This is a genomic window from Arthrobacter antibioticus, from assembly GCF_030063205.1.
In the GTDB taxonomy this organism is placed as follows: Bacteria; Actinomycetota; Actinomycetes; order Actinomycetales; family Micrococcaceae; genus Specibacter.
Genome location: NZ_JASISQ010000003.1, coordinates 464,291 through 484,195 on the forward strand (window position 1 = coordinate 464,291; position 19,905 = coordinate 484,195).

General features: G+C 57.6%; 18 protein-coding genes. 10 read left to right on the forward strand and 8 right to left on the reverse strand.

Annotated elements, in window-relative coordinates; translation table 11 throughout:
• Positions 1-4: 4 nt before the first annotated feature.
• From QMG40_RS09640 to QMG40_RS09650, 3 genes are read right to left on the reverse strand one after another with little or no spacing between them, the layout of a single operon-like run.
• Positions 5-1,927 (reverse strand): DUF2264 domain-containing protein, encoded by a 1,923-nt coding sequence (locus tag QMG40_RS09640; RefSeq protein ID WP_283530875.1) that lies wholly within the window; start codon positions 1,925-1,927, stop codon positions 5-7.
• Positions 1,927-2,919, reverse strand: coding sequence for a Gfo/Idh/MocA family protein (locus QMG40_RS09645; RefSeq protein ID WP_283530818.1), 993 nt, complete (start codon positions 2,917-2,919; stop codon positions 1,927-1,929). The genes QMG40_RS09640 and QMG40_RS09645 overlap by 1 nt, the downstream gene beginning before the upstream one ends.
• A 6-nt stretch (positions 2,920-2,925) precedes the next feature.
• Entirely contained in the window at positions 2,926-4,065 is a 1,140-nt protein-coding gene (locus tag QMG40_RS09650) for a GntR family transcriptional regulator (RefSeq protein WP_283530819.1), read from the reverse strand.
• A gap of 295 nt (positions 4,066-4,360) precedes the next feature.
• Between QMG40_RS09650 and QMG40_RS09655 the strand changes: the two genes are divergently transcribed.
• From QMG40_RS09655 to QMG40_RS09690, 8 genes are all read left to right on the forward strand, one after another.
• The gene (locus tag QMG40_RS09655) at positions 4,361-5,665 is read left to right on the forward strand and encodes an ABC transporter substrate-binding protein (protein ID WP_283530820.1); all 1,305 of its coding nucleotides are present in this window, start codon (positions 4,361-4,363) and stop codon (positions 5,663-5,665) included.
• On the forward strand, positions 5,665-6,630 hold the full coding sequence (locus tag QMG40_RS09660) for a carbohydrate ABC transporter permease (RefSeq protein ID WP_283530821.1): 966 nt from the start codon (positions 5,665-5,667) through the stop codon (positions 6,628-6,630). The genes QMG40_RS09655 and QMG40_RS09660 overlap by 1 nt, the downstream gene beginning before the upstream one ends.
• Positions 6,631-6,639: 9 nt before the next feature.
• The gene (locus QMG40_RS09665) at positions 6,640-7,563 is read left to right on the forward strand and encodes a carbohydrate ABC transporter permease (RefSeq protein WP_283530822.1); all 924 of its coding nucleotides are present in this window, start codon (positions 6,640-6,642) and stop codon (positions 7,561-7,563) included.
• Between the two features lie 7 nt (positions 7,564-7,570).
• Positions 7,571-8,998 carry a sulfatase family protein gene (locus tag QMG40_RS09670; RefSeq protein ID WP_283530823.1) on the forward strand — a complete coding sequence of 476 codons (1,428 nt, stop codon included), beginning with the start codon at positions 7,571-7,573 and terminating at the stop codon, positions 8,996-8,998.
• Positions 8,995-10,323: a sulfatase family protein gene (locus QMG40_RS09675; protein ID WP_283530824.1), complete on the forward strand. Its 1,329-nt coding sequence runs from the start codon at positions 8,995-8,997 to the stop codon at positions 10,321-10,323. The genes QMG40_RS09670 and QMG40_RS09675 overlap by 4 nt, the downstream gene beginning before the upstream one ends.
• Positions 10,324-10,410: 87 nt before the next feature.
• On the forward strand, positions 10,411-11,121 hold the full coding sequence (locus tag QMG40_RS09680) for a response regulator transcription factor (RefSeq protein ID WP_283530876.1): 711 nt from the start codon (positions 10,411-10,413) through the stop codon (positions 11,119-11,121).
• A gap of 15 nt (positions 11,122-11,136) precedes the next feature.
• Positions 11,137-12,654, forward strand: a complete 1,518-nt coding sequence (locus QMG40_RS09685; RefSeq protein ID WP_283530825.1) for a sensor histidine kinase — start codon at positions 11,137-11,139, stop codon at positions 12,652-12,654.
• 136 nt (positions 12,655-12,790) lie between these two features.
• Positions 12,791-13,084, forward strand: coding sequence for a WXG100 family type VII secretion target (locus QMG40_RS09690; RefSeq protein ID WP_283530826.1), 294 nt, complete (start codon positions 12,791-12,793; stop codon positions 13,082-13,084).
• A gap of 60 nt (positions 13,085-13,144) precedes the next feature.
• Here the strand turns inward: QMG40_RS09690 and QMG40_RS09695 are convergent, their stop codons facing one another.
• From QMG40_RS09695 to groL, 3 genes are all read right to left on the reverse strand, one after another.
• Positions 13,145-14,179 (reverse strand): ribonuclease HI family protein, encoded by a 1,035-nt coding sequence (locus QMG40_RS09695; protein WP_283530827.1) that lies wholly within the window; start codon positions 14,177-14,179, stop codon positions 13,145-13,147.
• Between the two features lie 217 nt (positions 14,180-14,396).
• Positions 14,397-15,101, reverse strand: a complete 705-nt coding sequence (locus QMG40_RS09700; RefSeq protein WP_283530828.1) for a DUF2510 domain-containing protein — start codon at positions 15,099-15,101, stop codon at positions 14,397-14,399.
• Positions 15,102-15,270: 169 nt separating this feature from the next.
• Positions 15,271-16,899 (reverse strand): chaperonin GroEL, encoded by a 1,629-nt coding sequence (gene groL, locus QMG40_RS09705; protein WP_283530829.1) that lies wholly within the window; start codon positions 16,897-16,899, stop codon positions 15,271-15,273.
• A 515-nt stretch (positions 16,900-17,414) separates the two neighbouring features.
• On the opposite strand from groL, the gene QMG40_RS09710 reads away from it, so the two are divergent.
• The gene (locus QMG40_RS09710) at positions 17,415-17,894 is read left to right on the forward strand and encodes a TM2 domain-containing protein (protein ID WP_283530830.1); all 480 of its coding nucleotides are present in this window, start codon (positions 17,415-17,417) and stop codon (positions 17,892-17,894) included.
• Between the two features lie 99 nt (positions 17,895-17,993).
• Here the strand turns inward: QMG40_RS09710 and QMG40_RS09715 are convergent, their stop codons facing one another.
• Together QMG40_RS09715 and QMG40_RS09720 are read right to left on the reverse strand one after the other, a co-directional pair.
• Entirely contained in the window at positions 17,994-18,593 is a 600-nt protein-coding gene (locus tag QMG40_RS09715; RefSeq protein WP_283530831.1) for a LytR C-terminal domain-containing protein, read from the reverse strand.
• 41 nt (positions 18,594-18,634) lie between these two features.
• Positions 18,635-18,943 (reverse strand): DUF3263 domain-containing protein, encoded by a 309-nt coding sequence (locus QMG40_RS09720; protein ID WP_283530832.1) that lies wholly within the window; start codon positions 18,941-18,943, stop codon positions 18,635-18,637.
• A gap of 169 nt (positions 18,944-19,112) precedes the next feature.
• Here QMG40_RS09720 and QMG40_RS09725 point away from each other — a divergent pair, with 169 nt between their 5' ends.
• A complete protein-coding gene (locus QMG40_RS09725) occupies positions 19,113-19,871 on the forward strand; it encodes a uracil-DNA glycosylase (RefSeq protein ID WP_459252983.1) in 759 nt (252 codons plus the stop codon).
• The last annotated feature ends 34 nt before the right edge of the window (positions 19,872-19,905 follow it).

Below are 19,905 nucleotides of genomic sequence, written 5' to 3' on the forward strand. Positions count from 1 at the left end.
GACGCTAATTTTCGGGTGGGTTCCAACGGAAAACGCCTTGGTTGATGGAATCGGCCGGCCAAGTTGCTTTTCGTTGCCACGGCAAAACTACAGTGCGGTTTCTGAACCGCAGTTGCACCCCGTCCGGTGCCCACTGCCATTGAAGCTCCAACGCCATTGAGCGCAGACGGGCCAATGTCACATCCAGGCCAATGAGTGCCATCAGCGTGAGTTCGTTGGAGGCCAGCGGCGGGAATTGCAGCAGTGGCAACCCAGAGTGTGCGCCAAGTATGGTGCCCTCGCCATGAACAACGTGGGGCTCCGCCTCCGCAGTGGCCTCCAATAGGAGGACACTGGAGAGCGCCCCGGGCTTGATGCCGACCTGGGCCCCTCCACCATTAACAAGGGTTTCCGGGGCCGCATCGGTGCTGCACAGGTAGCCGGAGAGGGCGGGTGTAAGTCCCACCACACCGGTGAGCTTGGCTGCCCGGACTTCCACGCCGTCGAGCACGGCGAAGGAGTTCTGGACCAAAACGTCCCTGCCGGCAGCATCCAACGCGAAGGTACTGGATCCGCCACCGGAGCGGACACTGCCTCCGTGCAGGCCTCGATGCCTGCTACTGGAGCCGTCGTGTCTAATGAAAATATCGTTATCTCGCTCGCCCGAGCCGGGTTCCAGCCAAGGAACAGTTGAGGTGGAAAATGCCAAGCGTCGGTACAGTGGATCATCCTTTTGCGGGTGTCCGTCACTTCCGGCGTTAAGCACCCGCACAGTTCCTGTAGCAGCGGTGCCAACAGCCAGCCAGCCGGGTCCGCTCATCGGTAGTGTGTAGTCCCCTTGCTCAACAGGCAAAGGCTGTTCTTGTTCAGTCCAAACCGGATGATCAGCGGGCAGCAGCAATCCCAAAAAGCCCTTGGCGGCCCACTGCGGGGAACCCGGTGCGTTGTAGGACTGCAAAATACTGCTGTTGGTTTCATGCCAACCCAGAGTAAGTACGCCATCCGGAGCAGCCCCGCCGTCGAGAAAGTATTTCAGCACCCCCGAGGCAATTCGGCGGGTTTGACCGGGGGAAACCACCGTGATTCCTTCCCGCATCGCCATCCAGAAGGGGGCGGCAACACCCCAGCGATAAAGCAAGGAGCGGCCTTGAATCAGTGGTGCCCCATTTGCACCAAAGAGATGGCTGTAGCCATGCACAAACTGTCCCAGTCGGTCCCGGTAGACCTTCCTGCGTCCGGTGGCTGCATCCTCCCCCAACAAATCGAGGATGAAGAAGGGGTACACATGGAAGGTCCAGGCGTTGTAGTGGTCGAACCGGCGACCCTCACCATCTGAGTACCAGCCGTCGCCCACATACCAATCCTCTATCCTGGCCAGCGCGGCTTCGATTCCGGCACCGTCATACGCGTAGCCTGCAGAACCCAGAAAAGCTTGGATCGTTGCGGGGAACATGACGTGGTTGTTGTCGGCTCCGAAGGATTGAGCCGAATCCCCCAGCCATGCGGCAGTGTTATCCCGCACTCTTTGCGGCACCACAGCCCAAATCCATTTCCGGCTCAGGTGCAGACCCAGCGCCACGGCTGTTGCCTCCACAGTGGTTTGCGAATGAGCTGTCAGTTTTGGCCAGCGTTCATCTGAAGATGGATCAGTGCCTGCATCGAGGGCTTGGGCATACCACTGCGCCAGCTGTGCCATTACTTCTGCCGCTTGACCGCCATCGCCGGCAGCACCGGAGAGACGAAGCGCCGCCAACAAAAATGTTCTTGCAAAGCCTTCCAGAAGCTCATCCGGGCTCTGTTCATACACACTGGGGAAATGCACTTGAGCGCCACGAGGAGAGGAATATCTCTTGGCCGCAGCGATTTGTTCATCGGCTGCCGCCTCCCAGTGAGCCCGGCTCAAACCTGTAAAAGGAGCTTGTGCCCAGTCGGGGCTGGGCCAGTTCATCACGCTGATGCCAGGGTAGACGCCAACACCGCCGGCGCACCAGTGCTTGCGGAGTCGTAGGCGGCAAGTACCAGTTCCACCACATGTTTGGCGTGTTCAATGCTCACACTGGGTTCCGCTCCGCCCACAGCGGCAACGAAATCGGCCAACTGTGCGGTGAAAGCGTTTTGGATGTCATCCGCGCTCGTGGTGTGCAAAGTACTCCGCACGCCGTTAATTTCCATGAACGTTCCATGCCGTGGATCAACTGTGATGGTGCCAAACTCGCCCACAACTAGCATCTCATCAATGTGTCGGGGTGTGTCAGAAACGATCGTGACGCGCAACTGAACGCCATTGGCCAGTCGCAGTTCCATGGCACCGTCGGTTTCAACAGCGGCGCCAAATCGGCTGAGCGTGGTGGCAGTTATTTTTACCGCTGGGGCCCCTCCTATCCAAAGACTGCGATCCAAACAGTGAGCACCAATGTTGATCAGTGCTCCACCTCCTGAAACAGCCTTGTCAAAGAACCACTCTGGGCGTGTGCCGGGACGGTAGTCGGTACTGCGGTAGTCATGGATCATCAATACCCGTCCCAGCTTCCCGCTCTTCAGTGCTTTCTGAGTCGCCATCTTCTCCGACATAAAGTGCTGGATCATGCCAATCACCATGACTACGTTGGCACTGGCACAAGCATTTTCCATAACGACGCAGTCGGCAAGGGTCGTTGCCATAGGCTTCTCTACGAGCACATGAACACCGTGTGCGGCTGCCGCCAGAACCATATCCTTGTGCAGACTGTGCGGGGTATTGATAACAACCGCATCCACCACTCCGGCAGCTAGCATCGTGTTGTAGTCCGTGAAGACGGCAGCGCCCCACTGTTGAGCAACGGCGGCGGCAACATCCTCTTGTAAATCACAAACAGCGCTTAGCTCAACGCCGTCAAGGACCGATGCGCCATGTGCGTGGAGGCCAGCTACGGCGCCTGCGCCAACAATTCCCAATCGCATTTACACTCATTCCTCTTCGTGCTGCGCGGATTGCCTCTTGGCACCGCAAGATTCTCTAATAACCAGCCGCGGACGCAGCCGGACTTGGTGGATAGGGCAGTCATCACCCTCCACCAGACGGCGAAGTAGGATCTCCGCAGCCATTTTTCCCATCCTGTGCTTGGCAGGTGCCACAGCAGTCAAGGGGACCTCGGCAAGGTCCGCTAATTCGTCATCGTAGGAGACAAGGGCCAGCTCTTCGGGTATGTTAATTCCGGCTCGGCGTGCTGCAGCTTCCAAAAATGTTGCTTCCCTATCACCGAAAACCAGGGCAGCTGTGATCCCAGCGGCGCGAAGTTGGCCCAGCATGTGTTCAGCTTCGCCAGCTTCCCACTCCTCCCTCGGTGCCGGAAGCACCAACGGGGCAAAACCCAGATCCTTGGCACAGCGTTCGTAGCCGGCCACAATGGCCGGTTCAGTGGGAGTATGGCTGCGTGTCAGCAACCCCACCCTGCGGTGACCTAAATCGACAAGGTGACGGACGGCGTCGTACGCTCCACCTTGGTGATCCGAGCACACGTGCTCGGTCCTGTCCCCCGGCCCCAGATCCATCAGGCTGCGCTCCAAAAGAACCACTGGCACATTCAGTGCAGCCAGTTCACGAACCCGCTGCTGCGGATCTCCGATCCCGCTCAGAGTAGGCACAAGAATCAGTCCGTCAACACCAGAATCGATGAGGAAGTCAATACTTGCGTTTTCTCGTTCCGGTTCGTAATTGTAGGTTGAGAGTTGCAGTGAAACATCGTGGGCAGAGAGTGTTTCTTCGATACCTTTGAGTACGCGCGGATAATACAGTTGAGTGTCCGGCAGCAGAACCCCCACGCGCAGCCGAGTTCGGCGGCGCGCCAGTGGACGTTCCGAGACGAAACTTCCCGCACCCTGGCGGCGAACAACAATTCCTTCCTGCACAAGTTCATCGAAAGCACGCCTGACAGTTGTCAAGGACAAAGAAGTCTCGGCAGCAAGCTGGGCTTCGGTGGGCAACTTGGCTCCTGCCGCCCATGTGCCGGCCAAAATACCGCGACGGAGCTCATCGGCCAGTGCCTGAAACTTCAGTTCACGGGAGTCAGTGTCACGCACGGTCCCGGATTTTGTCCGTCTAGTCACGGTGCACTTCTCCTCACTGTCTACTCATCATGTGGTGGCGGGCACGCTTCGACCCCACTTGTGATGAGCATGACAGATGTATAAGTAATGAATAAAGGTGTAATTAGCAATATTGAACCTTAAAACTGTCGCTTAAGTCCAATATTCCGCCAACTTTACGGTCTACCTAACTTCGAGGCGGTTCACAAATTTCAAATTAGTTTTCAAGTACACCTTGATTCCTATCTTTGCTGACTGTTTGAGTCATGTCACTGAGTCGTGATCTACGGCACAACAACTTCACGAGGTGTCTTCTATGAGTACTAAATCCAGAATTGTACAAACGTTGGCCGTGCTGGCTGGCGCATCAATGGCCCTGACGGCCTGCGGAGGTGGCGGCAGCGACGCCGGAGCAAAGGACAACGGTACAGTGACGTACTGGTCCATGTGGAAGGTTGGCGAGGCACAGCAAAAAGTACTCGCAAGCGCCATCGCCGATTTCGAAAAGGAGACCGGCAACAAGGTTGACGTGCAGTGGCAGGGCCGCACCAACACGAAAAAGATCATTCCTGCACTGAACACCAATAACGTCCCGGACATCATTGACGGCTCCAACGCCAACCTTGATATCGCCCTGGGCAGCACCGGCCAGGCGCTGCCCATGACGGATGCCTATAACACCGAGATCGACGGCAAGAAGCTCTCCGAGCTCATTCCGACCAAGTTCGCCGCCGTGAGCAACATCAAGGGCAAAGACGGCGAACCGTGGATGGTGCCCTACAGCCTCACTTCGGACGGCATCTGGTTCGACGCCGAGAAGAACCCGGACCTGGTGACGAACCCCCCGGCCTCTTGGGAGGACTTCATAAGTCTCCTTGACAAGCAAAAGGCCGCCGGGCAGACACCCATTGCTGCAGACGGTGACATTGCCGGCTACAGCGCCTACTGGTTTGTCAGCGCACTGGTCCACAGCGAGGGCCCCGGTGCGTTCAACAAGATTGTCACTGATAAGTCGGGCGCCGGCTGGGACTCCCCCGCAGTACTGGCCGCAGCCAAAACGGTGCAGCAGCTCGTGGACAACGGTTACCTGATCAATGGCTACAACGCCAGCAAGTGGCCTGCTCAGCAGCAGGCTTGGGCCACCGGCGGGGCAGATCTGCTCTTCAACGGCTCCTGGATCCCCACGGAGACTGGCACGTACGCCTCACCCGGATTCAAGTATGAATCCTTTCCGTACCCGGCCGTAGCCGGCCAGCCCAGCATGGCACGCACGGACTTCACCGGCTTCGCCATTCCCAAGAAGGCAAAGAATCCTGCCGCCGCCCAGGAGTTGGCTGCGTTCCTGATGAACAAGAAGAACCAGGACGCTATGGGCACAGTAGCCAAGGTCCTTCCCGTTCGCGCAGATGCCGCTATTTCACCGGAGCTTGCCGCGCTTAAGAAGAACATTGACGGCGCCAAGGAGATCTACCTGGGCAACGATGGTGTCACCGCTCCGGGCTACTTGGAGAAGAACTTTAACCCGACCGATGATCAGTTGTTCCTGGGCAAGATTGATGCAGGCGAGTTTGTCTCCAAAATGAAGTCGGAGACCATCGCTTACTGGAAGGCGCAGGGCTAATGTCTGCCTCGACTCTCAAGCGCACCCGTCGCAACCCTGCTCCGGCTCTCAAGCCGGGGCAGGGCCGGGGCGGAAGCAGCATTGAACGCCAGCGCCGCAAGCTTCTGGTACCGTTCGTCGGACCGGCTTTCCTCTTCTACACCGTCTTGTTCATCGTTCCCACGATAGCGGCACTCTGGATCAGTCTTAACGAATGGGCCGGTTCTGGTCCCATGACCTTCGTGGGTTTCAAGAACTACGTTAAAGTCTTCCAAGACCCGTTGTTCTTGAAGTCCTTCGGAAACACGCTGCTCCTTTTGTTCGTGGTGGGTGCGGCAATCTTCATCCTGGCCTTTGCCATGACGCTGGTTCTTCGGGACATGGCTGCAAAGAAAATAGCTCGCAACGTCATCTTTTTCCCCCACCTGATCAATGCTCTTGTCTTTGGCATCCTGGCCGGTTTCATCTTCAACCCAGGTGGCATGGTCAACAGCCTGCTCAAGCCTTTGGGTGTCACGGAACCGCCGGCTTGGCTTGCCCAGGACAATATTTTTCCGTTAATCATGGCCACCATGGTCCTGACCACCACAGGCTACTTCACCACCATCATCATGGCCGGAGTAGACAGGATCCCGCCTTACTTCTATGAGGACTGCGCTCTTGCCGGCGCAACAGCGCTCCAGCGCCTCCGGTACGTCATTCTGCCGCTGACCTGGGACGTTTTCGGCACTTGTGCCGTGCTGTGGACAATCTCCTCCGTCAAGATCTTTGAAATCATCTGGGTCTTTGGCGGCAGCAGCGGCGCAGGCCTGCCACCCACCCAAACCTGGTCCGTGGCCGTGTACACCTACGTCACAGCGTTCTCCGGCATGTCCACCCCGGCCTATGGTGCCGCCACAGCATCAGCCATCATTTCTTTGGCCTTGGTTACCGTACTGGTGGTGCTCCTGCGCCGTGCCATGCGCCGTGACGCCATTGAGTTCTAAGGAATCCTCATGACAACCCTTACCTCGTCTCCATCCGAGAAAGCCGCTCCACCGCCAATTCCTCGCAAAAGAAACCGTGGCGGCGTCAGTCCCGCCCTGCAGGCCGATCACAACTGGGTCCGCAGCCTCGGTGTGTTTATTCTGTGGGCTGTGGTGGTGTTATTCATCGCCATGCTCGTCTGGACAGTGCTGCAGGCCTTCCGCGACACCCATGCAATCTTGGAAAGCCCATGGGGTCTGCCAACGTCGTTCAACTTCGATAACTTCGCCACGGCCTGGAATGTCAGCGGTTTCGCGTTGGCCACGCTTAACAGTGTTTTGACCACGGCGGTGTCCTCGTTCGTGTGCGTGGCCGTGGCCGCACCTGCCGCCTACTACCTCAGCCGGGTGGAGAACCGTCTCACCGATGGCCTGAGCTTGTACTTCATTCTTGGACTGGGAATCCCAGCCCAGGTCATCTTAATTCCGCTCTTTGTCATGTTGGACAAGGTGCACCTGACCAACAGCCTGATCGGCTTGAACTTGGTTTACATCGGTTTGTCGTTGCCGTTCACGGTTTTTTTGTTGACGGCCTTCTTCCGCAGTCTCCCCCTTGAAATGGAGGAAGCGGCTGCACTGGACGGCGCGTCCGCCCTGCGCACCTTTATCCAGGTCACCCTGCCCCTGGCAAAAGGTGGCATCCTCACCGCCTTTGTGCTGCTGGTGGTGGGGAGCTGGAATGAAACCCTGCTGGCGCTGACCCTGCTCCAGAGCACCGAAAAGTACACTCTGCCAGTAGCCTTGATCTCGTTCGTTCAGCAGCAGACCTACTCCGGTGCAGACTGGGGCGGACTGTTTGCGGGCCTATGCATCGTGATCCTGCCCATGCTGGCCATCTACATCTGGCTGGGCCGTCGCCTGACGGAGGGCCTGACCTTGGGGATGGGCAAGTAGAACCCCAATGATAGAACAACCAAATCTGCTGTTCGTGATCGCTGACCAGTTCCGGGCCATGTGCCTGGAGCCGGGCGGCGATGCGGTTTCCACCCCCTTTTTGGATGCCTTGGCGTCCGACGGCGTATCCCTGGCCCACGCTGTTAGCAGCTACCCGGTGTGCAGCCCGCACCGGGCCATGATGATGAGCGGGCAATACCCTGCCACCAATGGAGTCACACACAATGTGAACTCTGAAACTGCTACGTGGGGTGTTGGGCTTCGCCCCGACGCCCCGTCATGGGCTGCCGTGCTCAGGGATGCCGGCTACGCCACCGGATACATTGGCAAGTGGCACTTGGAGGCACCTGTTCCTGCGGATGCGATTTACGGCACCGGGCCCTTGGAAGATGGCCGCTACTGGGATGCCTACTCCCCCCTTGACCGGCGGCACGGCTTTGATTTTTGGTACTCCTACGGCTGCTGTGACGAGCACTTGACCCCGCATTATTGGACCGGCCACGCCGAACGGCATGAGCGGGTGGACGTTCAGGGCTGGTCAGCCGCGCATGAAACGGATGTGGCACTGGACTTCCTGCGCAGGGCCGGCACAGCACCCGGCGGCTTTGGCACAGCACCCGGCGGCGCGCCGTTTGCCCTCGCCGTGTCCTGGAACCCGCCGCACCAGCCCTTCGACCAACTCCCCGAAGGCTATGACACCAGCTATGCCGGGCTGCCCGCTTCGGAGCTGCTCAACCGGCCCAACGTTGATCTGGATTCTGACATTGGCCGGGAAGCGGCAGGCATAGCCGCGCTATATTACGCAGCCGTCAGTGCCATTGACGTCCAAGTGGGGCGGTTGCTTCAGGCTCTTGAGGAACTGGATCTGGCCCGGAATACCCTTGTCATTTTTACCTCCGATCATGGGCAACAGATGGGCAGCCACAGCCTGCTGTATAAAAATGTGCCCTACGAAGAGTCCATGCGCATCCCCTTTATGATGCGCGGCCCCGAAGAGTTCTCCGCGAAAGCCGCCGCCACCACGGTACTTTCCAGCGTGGATATTGCCCCTACTCTTTTGGGGCTGCTTGGCGTTGCCCACAGCATTCCAGCCCAGATGCACGGCCGCAACCTAGCACCCCTGCTGTGCACAGGAGCGGGTCTAGCCCCGGATGACGGGGAAGCGGCACTGTACTTCTACTATCCACGAAATGCCGAAGACGAGGACCTTCGCGGCCTCAGGACCCGCACCACAAAGTTCATTGCGGGCTTTCATCCCGAACGTGGCCTCACCACTGCCCTATACAATCTGGTGGACGATCCGTTCGAGCTTGACAACATCTCAGACCCGGTGTTGGTGCGCAGTCATGCTGCGGCGTTGGAGGAAGCACTTTCTGCAGCCGATCAGCAATGGACCGGAGCACCAGCTCTGCGGGATTTGGTGGCTAGCGCATGAATATCTTACTGATCATGGCGGATGAATTTGCAGCTCATGCTTTGACACGGGTCCGCTCCACGGATGAGCACTTCCGCACTCCTCACCTTGACCGGCTGGCCACGTCATCGACAACTTTTACGCAGGCGTACACGCCCTTTCCTTTATGCGTGCCGGCTCGCAGCGCCATGGTCACCGGCCGGTATCCGCACCAGCTGGGGGTCATTTCCAATGCGAAGGCATCCCCTGCGGGCGCGGAGCCCACCGAGGAACCCGGACATGGAACAAACTCGTTGGGGCACTGGTTCACAGCGGCCGGGTATGACTGCGCATATGCAGGAAAATGGCACGCCCTCCAAGCCAGTGCCACGGAGGCTGACGGTTTCACCCCCATCCACCCCTTCGGTGACGAGGGCTTGGTGCAGGCCTGCAGTACCTGGCTGGACGGCAGGAAAGATACCCGTCCCTTCTTCTTGGTCGCTTCCTTCGATGACCCCCACACGATCTGTGAATACGCCCGCTCCCAGCCGATGCCGTACGGAAACATACCCCCTGTCCCCGTGGCGGACGCCCCTGCCCTGCCTGCAAATTTTCCTCCTGCGCCTTATTCTCCGGAGGCACTATCCATGGAGCAAGTGGCAGCCGCACGCGTCTATGGCACCAACGGTTTTAGCCCCGATGAATGGCGAGGTTACCGCCATGCATACGCGGCACTTGTGGAGCGCGTTGACCAACGCATGGGGCAACTGCTGGAGCGGATCGATTTGGCAAGCACCGCCGTCGTACTAATTAGCGATCACGGCGACGGCGATGCCTCTCATGCCTGGAATCAAAAGACCGCGCTATACCAAGAATGCATCAAGGTGCCGTTCATGGTGCATGTTCCGGGGCAGCGCGCTGCGGTGATCGACGCACCCGTCCCGGCGGTTCTGGGGCTCCTGCCGACCCTGTGCCAGGTGGCGGGGATTCCAGCTCCGGGGGGACTCGCCGTACCCTCTGTGCTGGAAGCCACAACCGCTCCGGTGGTGGTGCAAACCTCATTTAGCGATGGGGCTGCGCTTCCCGGCGCAGGAACCACCGGGCGGGCACTTATTCTGCGAAATTGGAAATATGTTGTGTACAGCTGGGGTAGGAATCGGGAGCAGCTGCATAATCTGGACATAGACCCCGGCGAACAGCGAAACCTGGCCGTTGAGCGGGACCATGAACCAGTGCTTGAATCCATGCGTCAAGAGTTGCTTGACTGGGCACTGACCACCGGTGATACCGCTTTTTTGAAAAAGCTCGTGCTACCGAAATTTGCCTCCGCTGATCAACATCGAGAAATTTTTATGCTCCCTTATTAGCGCCTGAGAAGTCGCTGGGCGTATGCTGACAGTATCTACCCACGGAATCTTCAGCGTATTCCCAGCCAATGGTCGGAGACTGAAATGGTGAAAAAGATCGGACCTGAAGCCAAGTTGCTCGTAGTTGATGACGAGCCCAATATTCGTGAACTGCTCTCAACGTCCCTGCGATTCGCAGGGTTTGAGGTCATTGCGGCCGCCAACGGCCGCGAAGCCCTCGCCGCAGCCGAAGAACACAACCCCGACCTTGCTGTGCTGGATGTGATGCTCCCGGACATGGACGGTTTTACTGTGACCCGCAGACTGCGTGCTGCTGGCCGGCATTTTCCTGTCCTGTTCCTCACTGCCCGCGATGACACTGAGGACAAGGTCACGGGCCTGACAGTGGGTGGCGATGATTACGTCACCAAGCCGTTCAGCCTGGATGAGGTGGTGGCTCGCATCCGCGCAGTGCTGCGCCGTACTCAACCCATGGAAGATGACGACGCCGTTCTCCGTGTTGCCGATTTGGAGCTCGACGACGACGCACACGAGGTGCGCCGGGCAGGGAAGACGGTGGAGCTCTCCCCCACCGAGTTCAAACTTCTGCGCTACCTCATGCTCAACCCCAACCGGGTGCTTTCCAAAGCCCAAATCCTTGACCACGTCTGGGAATACGATTTCAATGGCGACGCCTCCATCGTGGAGTCTTACATCTCCTACCTGCGCCGCAAGATCGATACCGATGCTGAACTTCCTGCTCTCATCCAAACCAAGCGCGGCGTGGGCTACGTGCTGCGAACGGCCGACAAGCGCTAGCGCAGCGCCAAGACATTGATTACGTTGTGGAAGAACGCCTCCCTGCGCTCACAACTGGTGGCCATCATCAGTGCCTTGTTGAGTGTGTCCTTGTTGGCGCTGGGGGCAACAACGTTCCTCTTGCTGCACTCCTTCCTGGAAGACCAGATGGACACGCAGCTGACAACGTTTCAAAAGTCGATCATTGGCCATGGCACGGTGGATTCCCAAAACACCGGGCAAACACCATTCAGCTTTGACTACTATGTGGGCTTCCACTTTGCCGACGGGTCCCTAGCTGACCAAAACCGTTCCGGTAAGGACAAGCCTGTCTACCCGCCTTTTACAGTGGCACAAGCCAAGGAGTTGAACGGGAAACCGTTCACAGTACCCAGCAGTGATGGCGGCGCACCCTGGCGCATCACCATTGTGGCGCCCCAAAAGTTCAACTACGGTCCTTCCGAAATCACCGATACGCGGCCAGAGTATCTCGGTTATGTGGTGGTAGGCCTGCCCTACGAAACCCTCAACAGCACGTTGGAACGGCTCGCCGTGGTGATTGCCGGAGTGGCTATTTTGACCATCACGTTGGGCACTATGATCGCGTATTGGACGGTGACAAGATCCTTTAGGCCTTTGGCAAGGGTGGAGAAAACTGCTGCGGCAATTGCTGCCGGTGACCTCTCTCGCCGTGTGGACATTGAGAATCCAAACACTGAAGTAGGCCGCCTGTCAGGATCCCTGAACACCATGTTGGCCCATATTGAGCACGCGTTTGCAGCGCGGACAGCCTCCGAAACGAAGATGCGTCGATTTGTGGCGGATGCCTCGCATGAGCTCCGCACCCCGTTGGTTACCATTCGAGGTTTTTCCGAGCTCTACCGGCACGGTGCCCTGCAAACTCCAGACGACGTTGGCACCGCGATGGGGCGGATCGAGAGTGAGGCCAAACGTATGGGCGAACTCGTTGAGGACCTGCTGGTGCTTGCACGCATCGACGAGCAGCGCCCGCTGCAACTCAAACCCGTAGACCTGCTGATCATTGGCCACGATGCAGTGCTTGATGCGCGCGCGTCAGCTCAGGAGCGGTCCTTCGCCGTCGTAGGGCTCGACGGCGGTCCGGGCACCCCTGCGCCCAGTATCGGAGACGAAGCAAAATTGCGTCAGGTAGTCACCAACCTCATGGGCAACGCGTTGCGCCACACACCTGAGGGGACGCCGATCGAAATTATGGTTGGCACCAAGGCTGCGGATACCGGACCCTCTTCTGTAATTAAGATTCGTGATCATGGCCCCGGTATTTCCGAAGAAGAAGCCCCACGGGTCTTTGAGCGTTTTTATCGTGCGGACTCTTCCCGTGATCGCAACACCGGCGGCAGCGGTCTGGGCCTGGCCATTGTCTCAGCTATTGTGGCATCGCATAAAGGCACCGTTCGCCTTGAACAAACACCTGGCGGAGGCGCCACTCTGGCCATCGAACTGCCCTTTGCCCCGATGAACGCAGAAGAACACGGCAGCGATGACGCATCTGGTGCTGATTCTGATTCTGATTAATTCCTCCACAGTGCACCCTGGCGGCCCGCTCGTCCACTGAAGCACCGGCGTGGCTTTCCGTGGCAGAATACTGCTCCTAGGCTGGAACTTGTCAATGAATTCAAACGATTTTCACTTCACAGACAAGGTTCCACTCATGGCACAGTTCAACGTTAACAGCGACGACTTGGCGCTGAAGAGCACGGCCGTTAAAGGATCCGTGGATAGGATCCGCCTTGAGGTGGACGCCATGAAGCGCAACCTCTTGGATTTACAGTCCACGTGGACAGGGACGGCGGCCACAAACTTTCACGCACTCATGCAGGAGTGGCATGCCACTGAGCTCAGGGTTGAAGCGTCGCTGGAGAGTATCAACAGCGCCTTATCCATGGCGGCCACACAATACGCCCAGGCAGAAGATGCCAACACACGAATGTTCACCGCACGGTAGCGTTGCCCGCGCCGAACGGCACCGCCCTCACAGAAAAAGTAGAGCTAACCAGCTCCTGTCCTAAACCTCGGCAGTGCCCTGGTGGTGGCGCAGACGCCACGCTCCGCTGTCTCGCTGCCACAGAGAACTCCGTATCGAAGATCTAGGCTGCGAGCTCTTCTCAACCTGCGCAACGCTGCGGTAGCTCAGAAGAGCCGTTACGGTATCAATCTTGACCAACGAAAGGACTTCCAGGTCTGTGCTGGTAGCTTCCTCATCCTGGAGCATATCCAGGATCTCCTGCCGGGACCAGCGCCGCCCTGAGACACCAATTTCTTCAAAATCTGGATGCAAAAGTTCCCCCGTACGCAGTGGATCTGCACGAACAGCCGGGTCCAGAAGCTCACGCTCAAGTTCCACGACCGTTTCTAAGCCATCCTCAGCGCGAGCGGTAAAGGCCGGATCGGCCTCGTCGTCCAACATGGAAAACAGGTCGGGCTGTTCAAGTTCGTCCAGCAGCAGCCTGCCCTGGGCGGGGACAACGGAGTCAGGGTTCTTTGAAGCATGGGAGAAGCTGCCAGCACTCTTGCCTGCCTCGGCACTGCCGTTGGCTGAAGCCGAGCTGGCTTGTTCGGAAGTGGTCTGTGCCGAACCCGGGTAGCCCGGGCCCTGCTCCGGGGCCCGCTTGGCCTGGTAAGCAGTGGCAGCCGCACGTGCCCGGTCATCTGCGGCCTCATTGAGCTCGTGGCCGGCATGGCCCTTGACCCATTCAAAAGTGAATTTACGGCCTTTGATTACGGCGTCGATCTCTTTAAGGATCTCAACGTTCAACACTGGTTTACCGTCAGACTTGCGCCAACCTTTACGCTTCCAACCGGGCATCCACTTCGTGACGCTATTGATGACGTACTGGCTGTCACAGAGAATGTGCAGCGGCTCCTCCGGCAAGTGCGCTGTGGAGATGAAGAGGTCTAGCACTGCCATGAGCTCACCCATGTTGTTGGTGCCGTGCGGCCAGCCACCTGCCCGCCAGCAGTTCTCATCAACGTACCAAGCCCAGCCAGCGGGACCGGGATTCCCTAACGCCGAACCATCGGCAGCAGCAACAATTGTCATAAGTCCATACTTTCAGACTCCACTGACATTCACCGACACCAGAATGATTGTTGCCTCATGCAACAGGTGTGCTGATCAGCCAAAATTCGTTCCCCCAGAATTTAAGACTTGTTGAGAAAGAAAAGACGGGGCCACAATCGTGACCCAAAATAAAAGAGGAACTTCACCGGATTCACAATCGGTTCAATTCCAACCATCATGGCCCGCTTGTCTTCGGCTAAGAATCTGGAGCTTCGAGCGGCCTTGTATGATCAGTCCAAACACTGCCATCAAAATACCGAAGAATTCGTTCGCCAGACATTGGATACCAACCCGGGGCCGCAGCAGACCTACTCTGGACCAATTGTTCCTCCAGTGAATCTGTTCGTATTGCACGTTTTGAATCACTCTGGATAGATTTTTCGGCAGCTATACGTTTTTTTAGTTCTAAGGCTTCTGCTTTCACCTGCAGTTGGGCGGCAGTGCGACTTTGAACCTGCATGGTCCAGCTTTGCCCATCCCAGTAGCGCGCAGTCATCCCTGACATCTCTACGTACCAGCCTGCAGCAGTATCCGCCGAGGAAACAGCTCTGCGAAGCAGTGCCACTGCGGTACCAACGAGCAGACGATCTTTAGTCGGTGGCGGAATAATTTTATTCAACCACAAGGTTTCAACGTAAGCCTTCGCATTTTCCTGAGTGCGACGACCGGCAGCGACTTCTTGGTCTGCCCACTCGCATAGGCGAGCAAATTCAGCGTCTAGGACTGCTTGAAGTTGCAGCTGTTGCTGCACTTGCATTTGTTGCAATTGTGCATGAGCAAGCTGGGCCTGAATGCCCGTGTTGTAAGCAATCTGGCGTTGAACTTTTAATTGCTGACGCCCGGTAACGAAACTGCCGGTATTTACAGCTGTGTTCAACCGGTTGCCCTTCATTTTTCCCATGTATTCTCCGTAATCCAAGCCTGAAAACGATTATATACACAGGCTCAGGAACAGCAATGATTAGCCACAATTTCGGATCTCAACGCACACGATACTGCGGGCATGCAAAAGGCGCCCTTGCCAAGTGCAAAGGCGCCTTTCGCGTAGAACTGAGGAACAAGCTGGGAGACTAGAAGCCGCCCATACCGCCCATGTCGTCTCCGCCGCCGCCAGCCGGGGCAGCCTTTTCAGGCTTGTCGGCTACAACAGCTTCGGTGGTCAGGAACAGGCCAGCAATGGAAGCCGCGTTCTGCAGTGCAGAGCGGGTTACCTTTACCGGGTCGTTGACGCCGGCAGCAAGCAGGTCTTCATACTCACCTGTTGCAGCGTTTAGACCGTGTCCAACAGGCAAGCTGCGAACCTTGTCAACAACAACGCCGGGCTCGAAGCCTGCGTTGAAAGCAATCTGCTTCAACGGAGCGTCGATGGCAACGCGAACAATGTTAGCTCCGGTTGCTTCGTCGCCCGTCAGGTTAAGACCCTCGAATGCCGTCACGCCAGCCTGGATGAGAGCAACGCCACCGCCGGGGACAATGCCTTCTTCAACAGCTGCCTTGGCGTTGCGCACTGCATCTTCAATACGGTGCTTGCGTTCCTTGAGCTCAACTTCAGTTGCGGCTCCGGCTTTGATGACTGCAACTCCACCGGCCAGTTTGGCCAGGCGTTCCTGCAGCTTCTCGCGGTCGTAGTCGGAATCGGAGTTTTCGATCTCGGCACGGATCTGAGCCACACGACCGGCGATGGCTTCGGCGTCGCCGGCTCCATCAACAATGGTGGTCTCATCCTTGGTTACAACAACCTTACGAGCCTTGCCCAAGAGATCCAGAGTGGTATTTTCCAGCTTCAGGCCAACTTCTTCAGCGATGACCTGGCCACCGGTGAGAACGGCAATGTCTGCCAGCTGGGCCTTGCGGCGGTCACCGAAGCCCGGAGCCTTGACGGCAACAGACTTGAACAGACCGCGGATCTTGTTCACGATCAACGTGGCAAGTGCTTCGCCTTCAATATCTTCGGCAATGATCAGCAACGGCTTGTTTGAAGCCATGACCTTCTCCAGAACGGCAACGAGGTCCTTGACGTTGGAGATCTTGGAGTTAACGATCAGGATGTACGGGTCTTCAAGAACCGTTTCCTGGCGTTCGGTGTCGGTGACGAAGTAAGCGGAGATGTACCCCTTGTCAAAGCGCATACCCTCGGTGAGCTCAAGCTCCAGACCGAAGGTGTTGGACTCCTCAACGGTGATAACACCTTCCTTGCCAACCTTGTCCAGAGCTTCGGCGATGAGTGCGCCGATCTCGGGATCCCCAGCGGAGATGGACGCGGTGGCAGCAATCTGCTCCTTCGTCTCAATTTCCTTGGCGGAGGCGAGTAGCTGCTCGATGACGGCTGCAACAGCCTTCTCGATGCCGCGCTTCAAGGACAGCGGGTCGGCGCCGGCAGCTACGTTGCGCAGGCCTTCCTTGACCAGTGCCTGTGCCAACACAGTGGCTGTGGTGGTGCCGTCTCCTGCGATGTCGTCAGTTTTCTTGGCGACTTCCTTGACCAGCTCGGCGCCGATCTTCTCGTAGGGATCGTCAAGTTCAATTTCCTTGGCGATGGAGACACCATCGTTAGTGATTGTGGGTGCGCCCCACTTCTTTTCAAGAACAACGTTGCGACCGCGCGGCCCCAAAGTGACTTTGACGGCGTCGGCGAGGATATTCAACCCACGCTCAAGACCGCGGCGTGCCTCTTCATCAAATGCAATGAGCTTGGCCATACAGGCTTCAGTCCTTTCAGAACAGTCCTTTCGGGACTGTCGTTTCGGATACAAAGTTCCTCATTGCGGCGCCCGCGACGGACGGATACCCAGCCACTGATCTATTTACAGTGGCCGAGAACCCTCGCCCAATGAGGAAAGTTTAATCCTCCGACGGCGGTTGGACAGCTAATAATTAGCAGTCGCCACCTCAGAGTGCTAAGTCAATAATTAGCACTCGATACAGCAGAGTGCAAGCGCAGAGGCCGGTATGAGCTTGAGGCGAACGCGTCTCAAGCAGCTAAGAGGTCATAATCATGGGCAGCATCTCCACTCCGTGGGCACGCGACACTGGCAGAAGCGACCGTATAGACCCATGTCTAGGTCACTTTCTTAGAACTTCAGTGTCCTGCACTTCCGGCTGGACCCCCAAGCGGATATTGTGAGGTCTGTAAGTATTCCGATGCACGCATACGCAAGTGACACCCACTGCCCCGGCAGCGACGCGTGCCACAGCTCAAGCACCAGGAGACACCTTGACTGAGAACATTAAGCCAGAGCACACCCCCGAACAACCGGGCACTCCCAATGACATCCCCGCAGGCTACGACGCGCCCGCCAAGACGGGCTATGAAACCCCTAGTTATCAAGCACCTGCTGCACCGGTAGCTCCCGAAGCGCCAGCTTACGAACAGCCCACCTACCAGCAGCCCGGGGCGCAGCAGGGCTACCCGCAGCAAAATATGCAGCAGCCTTACCAACAGCCTGCCTACAACGCAGCTCCGGGTACCGAGCAGAAGTCAAAGGTTGTTGCAGGTATTTTGGGTATCCTGCTTGGCGCTTGGGGCATCCATCGCTTCTACTTGGGAGACATCAAAATGGGCGTCATCCAGATAATCGTCACGGTTCTCACTTTTGGACTCGGTGGCATCTGGGGATTCATCGAAGGCATCATGATCCTCGTAGGGGCCGACCCGTTTAAGGTGGATGTCAATGGTGTTCCGCTGAAGGACTAGTTTCCGCATTCACACCTGCACCACGCACGCGAGAAGCCACTTATGGTGTTCAAAACCCGGTTTTGGACACCATAAGTGGCTTCTCGCGTTGAAGAGCGTTTAGGCGCCTGGCCCAAGAACCACGGCCAGCGGAATTCCGAGCTCAGCGGTATCAACCAGCACCGTAATCTTTAGCACCGCGCCTAGCTCATCCGCGTTGGCTTTCTGCTCAATGCCGTTGTAGAAAATAACCGATGTGTTTTGACGCTGCCCTGCCCAGTTGGCCGACTGGGCGACTGCCCAACCGTCGGCCGTAACAAGCCCCGAATATCGGGCAGCCAGCCCGGGGGTGCCCGTTGCGTTGAATATTGCTACGGGAGCGCTCTTATCAACAACGGAATCCGGCGCAGCCTCAGTAGTCGTTTCAGGTTCCGGAGCCGGCGTTTCCACAGCGGTAGTAGCAGGAGCCTCGGTGGTGGCCTCTGCTGCCGCGCTTTCGGCCGGAACGGAGGTGGTTTTCGCAACAACCGGCGCGCTCGTAGTGTTGAGCATCTTAGGCATGATGATAAATGCCAACAGCCCAATACACAGAGCCACAACACCAAAGATCATCAGCGGCATTAGGGAGCGCCCTTGCGGATCCATCGAAGCCCGGTGAACGCCGTGGCGTGCCGAGCTTTCCTCTACGGCGTCGAATTCATCCCGCGGGTATTTACTCATTGTGCAGTGCTGTCCTTGTGGGTGCGTTGGGTGAGGTGGCGTCAGTTGCCCAGCCGGCGCGCGGACCGGGCCTGTTGACGTGACACACGTAGTCTACGCAACCGTTTGACCAGCATGGGGTCATAAGTCAATGCAGCTTCCGTGTCGATCAACGCGTTCAGCACTTGGTAGTAGTGAGTTGCTGAAAGGTCGAACATGTCGCGGATGGCTTGTTCCTTGGCACCAGCGTACTTCCACCACTGCCGTTCAAGGTCAAGCATCTGAGAGTCACGTTCGGTGATGCCGCCTTGAATTACCGGTGCTGCGGCAGGGCCCACCGAGTCTTGCTCGTGCCGGATAGCATCGGCCACAATAGCCTCCCTTGAAAATTGCGCATAGGGCCATGATTCATGACCCGCTCTGTCCATAATAAGGGCGAATCACAACTATGTCATTTGAGCTCCTGTGGAAAGTCTCTGTGCATGCTCCGGGTGTGCGGGAATGGACGTACACCTCCTTGCATGAAGCACAATGGAAACCATGGAAAGCACACCCGGACTCTTTGACCTACCGGCACAAGACCCGTGGGACTCGCAGCAACTGCATGCTTTGGCCGCATTGCGGAACGATCCCTTGGGCCAAATGGCTTCCGATTGGGCTGCGGCGCTGGCTCCGCTGGATGCCACCTTGCGCAGCTTAGGGGCCATGTTGACCAAGGAGTACGACGCCGGAACTCGCTTCCTGCCACCGCCCACCCAGGTGCTGCGTGCGTTGAGCACACCCATGGTGGACGTCAAAGTTTTGGTCGTTGGCCAAGATCCTTACCCAACACCGGGACACTCTGTGGGTTTAGCATTCGCAGTTGATAAATCTACACGTCCGCTACCCCGCAGCTTGAAGAACATTTATAAGGAGCTGAGTTCTGACTTGGGCTTCCCCGCAGCCGCTCATGGCGATCTCAGCGCGTGGGCCAACCAAGGCGTTCTCTTGCTGAACAGGGTCCTGACGGTAGCCCCCGGCGCAGCCGGTTCGCACCGCAGACGCGGGTGGGAGGAAGTCACGGAGGCAGTCATCACAACCCTTGTCGCCAGAAAAAAGCCTCTGGTGAGTGTTCTCTGGGGCAAGGATGCGCAACGTCTAGCCCCGCTATTGGAGGGCACTGCTGTGATCGAGTCGGCTCACCCGAGTCCGCTTTCAGCCTCGCGAGGCTTCTTTGGCTCTAAACCTTTTAGCCGTGTAAACAATCTGCTTGTAGCTCAAGGCGCTTCACCGATCGACTGGATGATCCCCGTGGCCTAGACTGGTTAGGATCACCTAACTTCGCGCTATTGAC

Excerpts from the sequence above, each read along its gene's own strand:
- QMG40_RS09640 (WP_283530875.1), bottom strand. The coding sequence starts at position 1,927 with ATGAACTGGCCCAGCCCCGACTGGGCACAAGCTCCTTTTACAGGTTTG.
- QMG40_RS09645 (WP_283530818.1), bottom strand. The coding sequence starts at position 2,919 with ATGCGATTGGGAATTGTTGGCGCAGGCGCCGTAGCTGGCCTCCACGCA.
- QMG40_RS09655 (WP_283530820.1), top strand. The coding sequence starts at position 4,361 with ATGAGTACTAAATCCAGAATTGTACAAACGTTGGCCGTGCTGGCTGGC.
- QMG40_RS09660 (WP_283530821.1), top strand. The coding sequence starts at position 5,665 with ATGTCTGCCTCGACTCTCAAGCGCACCCGTCGCAACCCTGCTCCGGCT.
- QMG40_RS09665 (WP_283530822.1), top strand. The coding sequence starts at position 6,640 with ATGACAACCCTTACCTCGTCTCCATCCGAGAAAGCCGCTCCACCGCCA.
- QMG40_RS09670 (WP_283530823.1), top strand. The coding sequence starts at position 7,571 with ATGATAGAACAACCAAATCTGCTGTTCGTGATCGCTGACCAGTTCCGG.
- QMG40_RS09675 (WP_283530824.1), top strand. The coding sequence starts at position 8,995 with ATGAATATCTTACTGATCATGGCGGATGAATTTGCAGCTCATGCTTTG.
- QMG40_RS09690 (WP_283530826.1), top strand. The coding sequence starts at position 12,791 with ATGGCACAGTTCAACGTTAACAGCGACGACTTGGCGCTGAAGAGCACG.
- QMG40_RS09695 (WP_283530827.1), bottom strand. The coding sequence starts at position 14,179 with ATGACAATTGTTGCTGCTGCCGATGGTTCGGCGTTAGGGAATCCCGGT.
- QMG40_RS09700 (WP_283530828.1), bottom strand. The coding sequence starts at position 15,101 with ATGGGAAAAATGAAGGGCAACCGGTTGAACACAGCTGTAAATACCGGC.
- groL (WP_283530829.1), bottom strand. The coding sequence starts at position 16,899 with ATGGCCAAGCTCATTGCATTTGATGAAGAGGCACGCCGCGGTCTTGAG.
- QMG40_RS09715 (WP_283530831.1), bottom strand. The coding sequence starts at position 18,593 with ATGAGTAAATACCCGCGGGATGAATTCGACGCCGTAGAGGAAAGCTCG.
- QMG40_RS09725 (WP_459252983.1), top strand. The coding sequence starts at position 19,113 with ATGGAAAGCACACCCGGACTCTTTGACCTACCGGCACAAGACCCGTGG.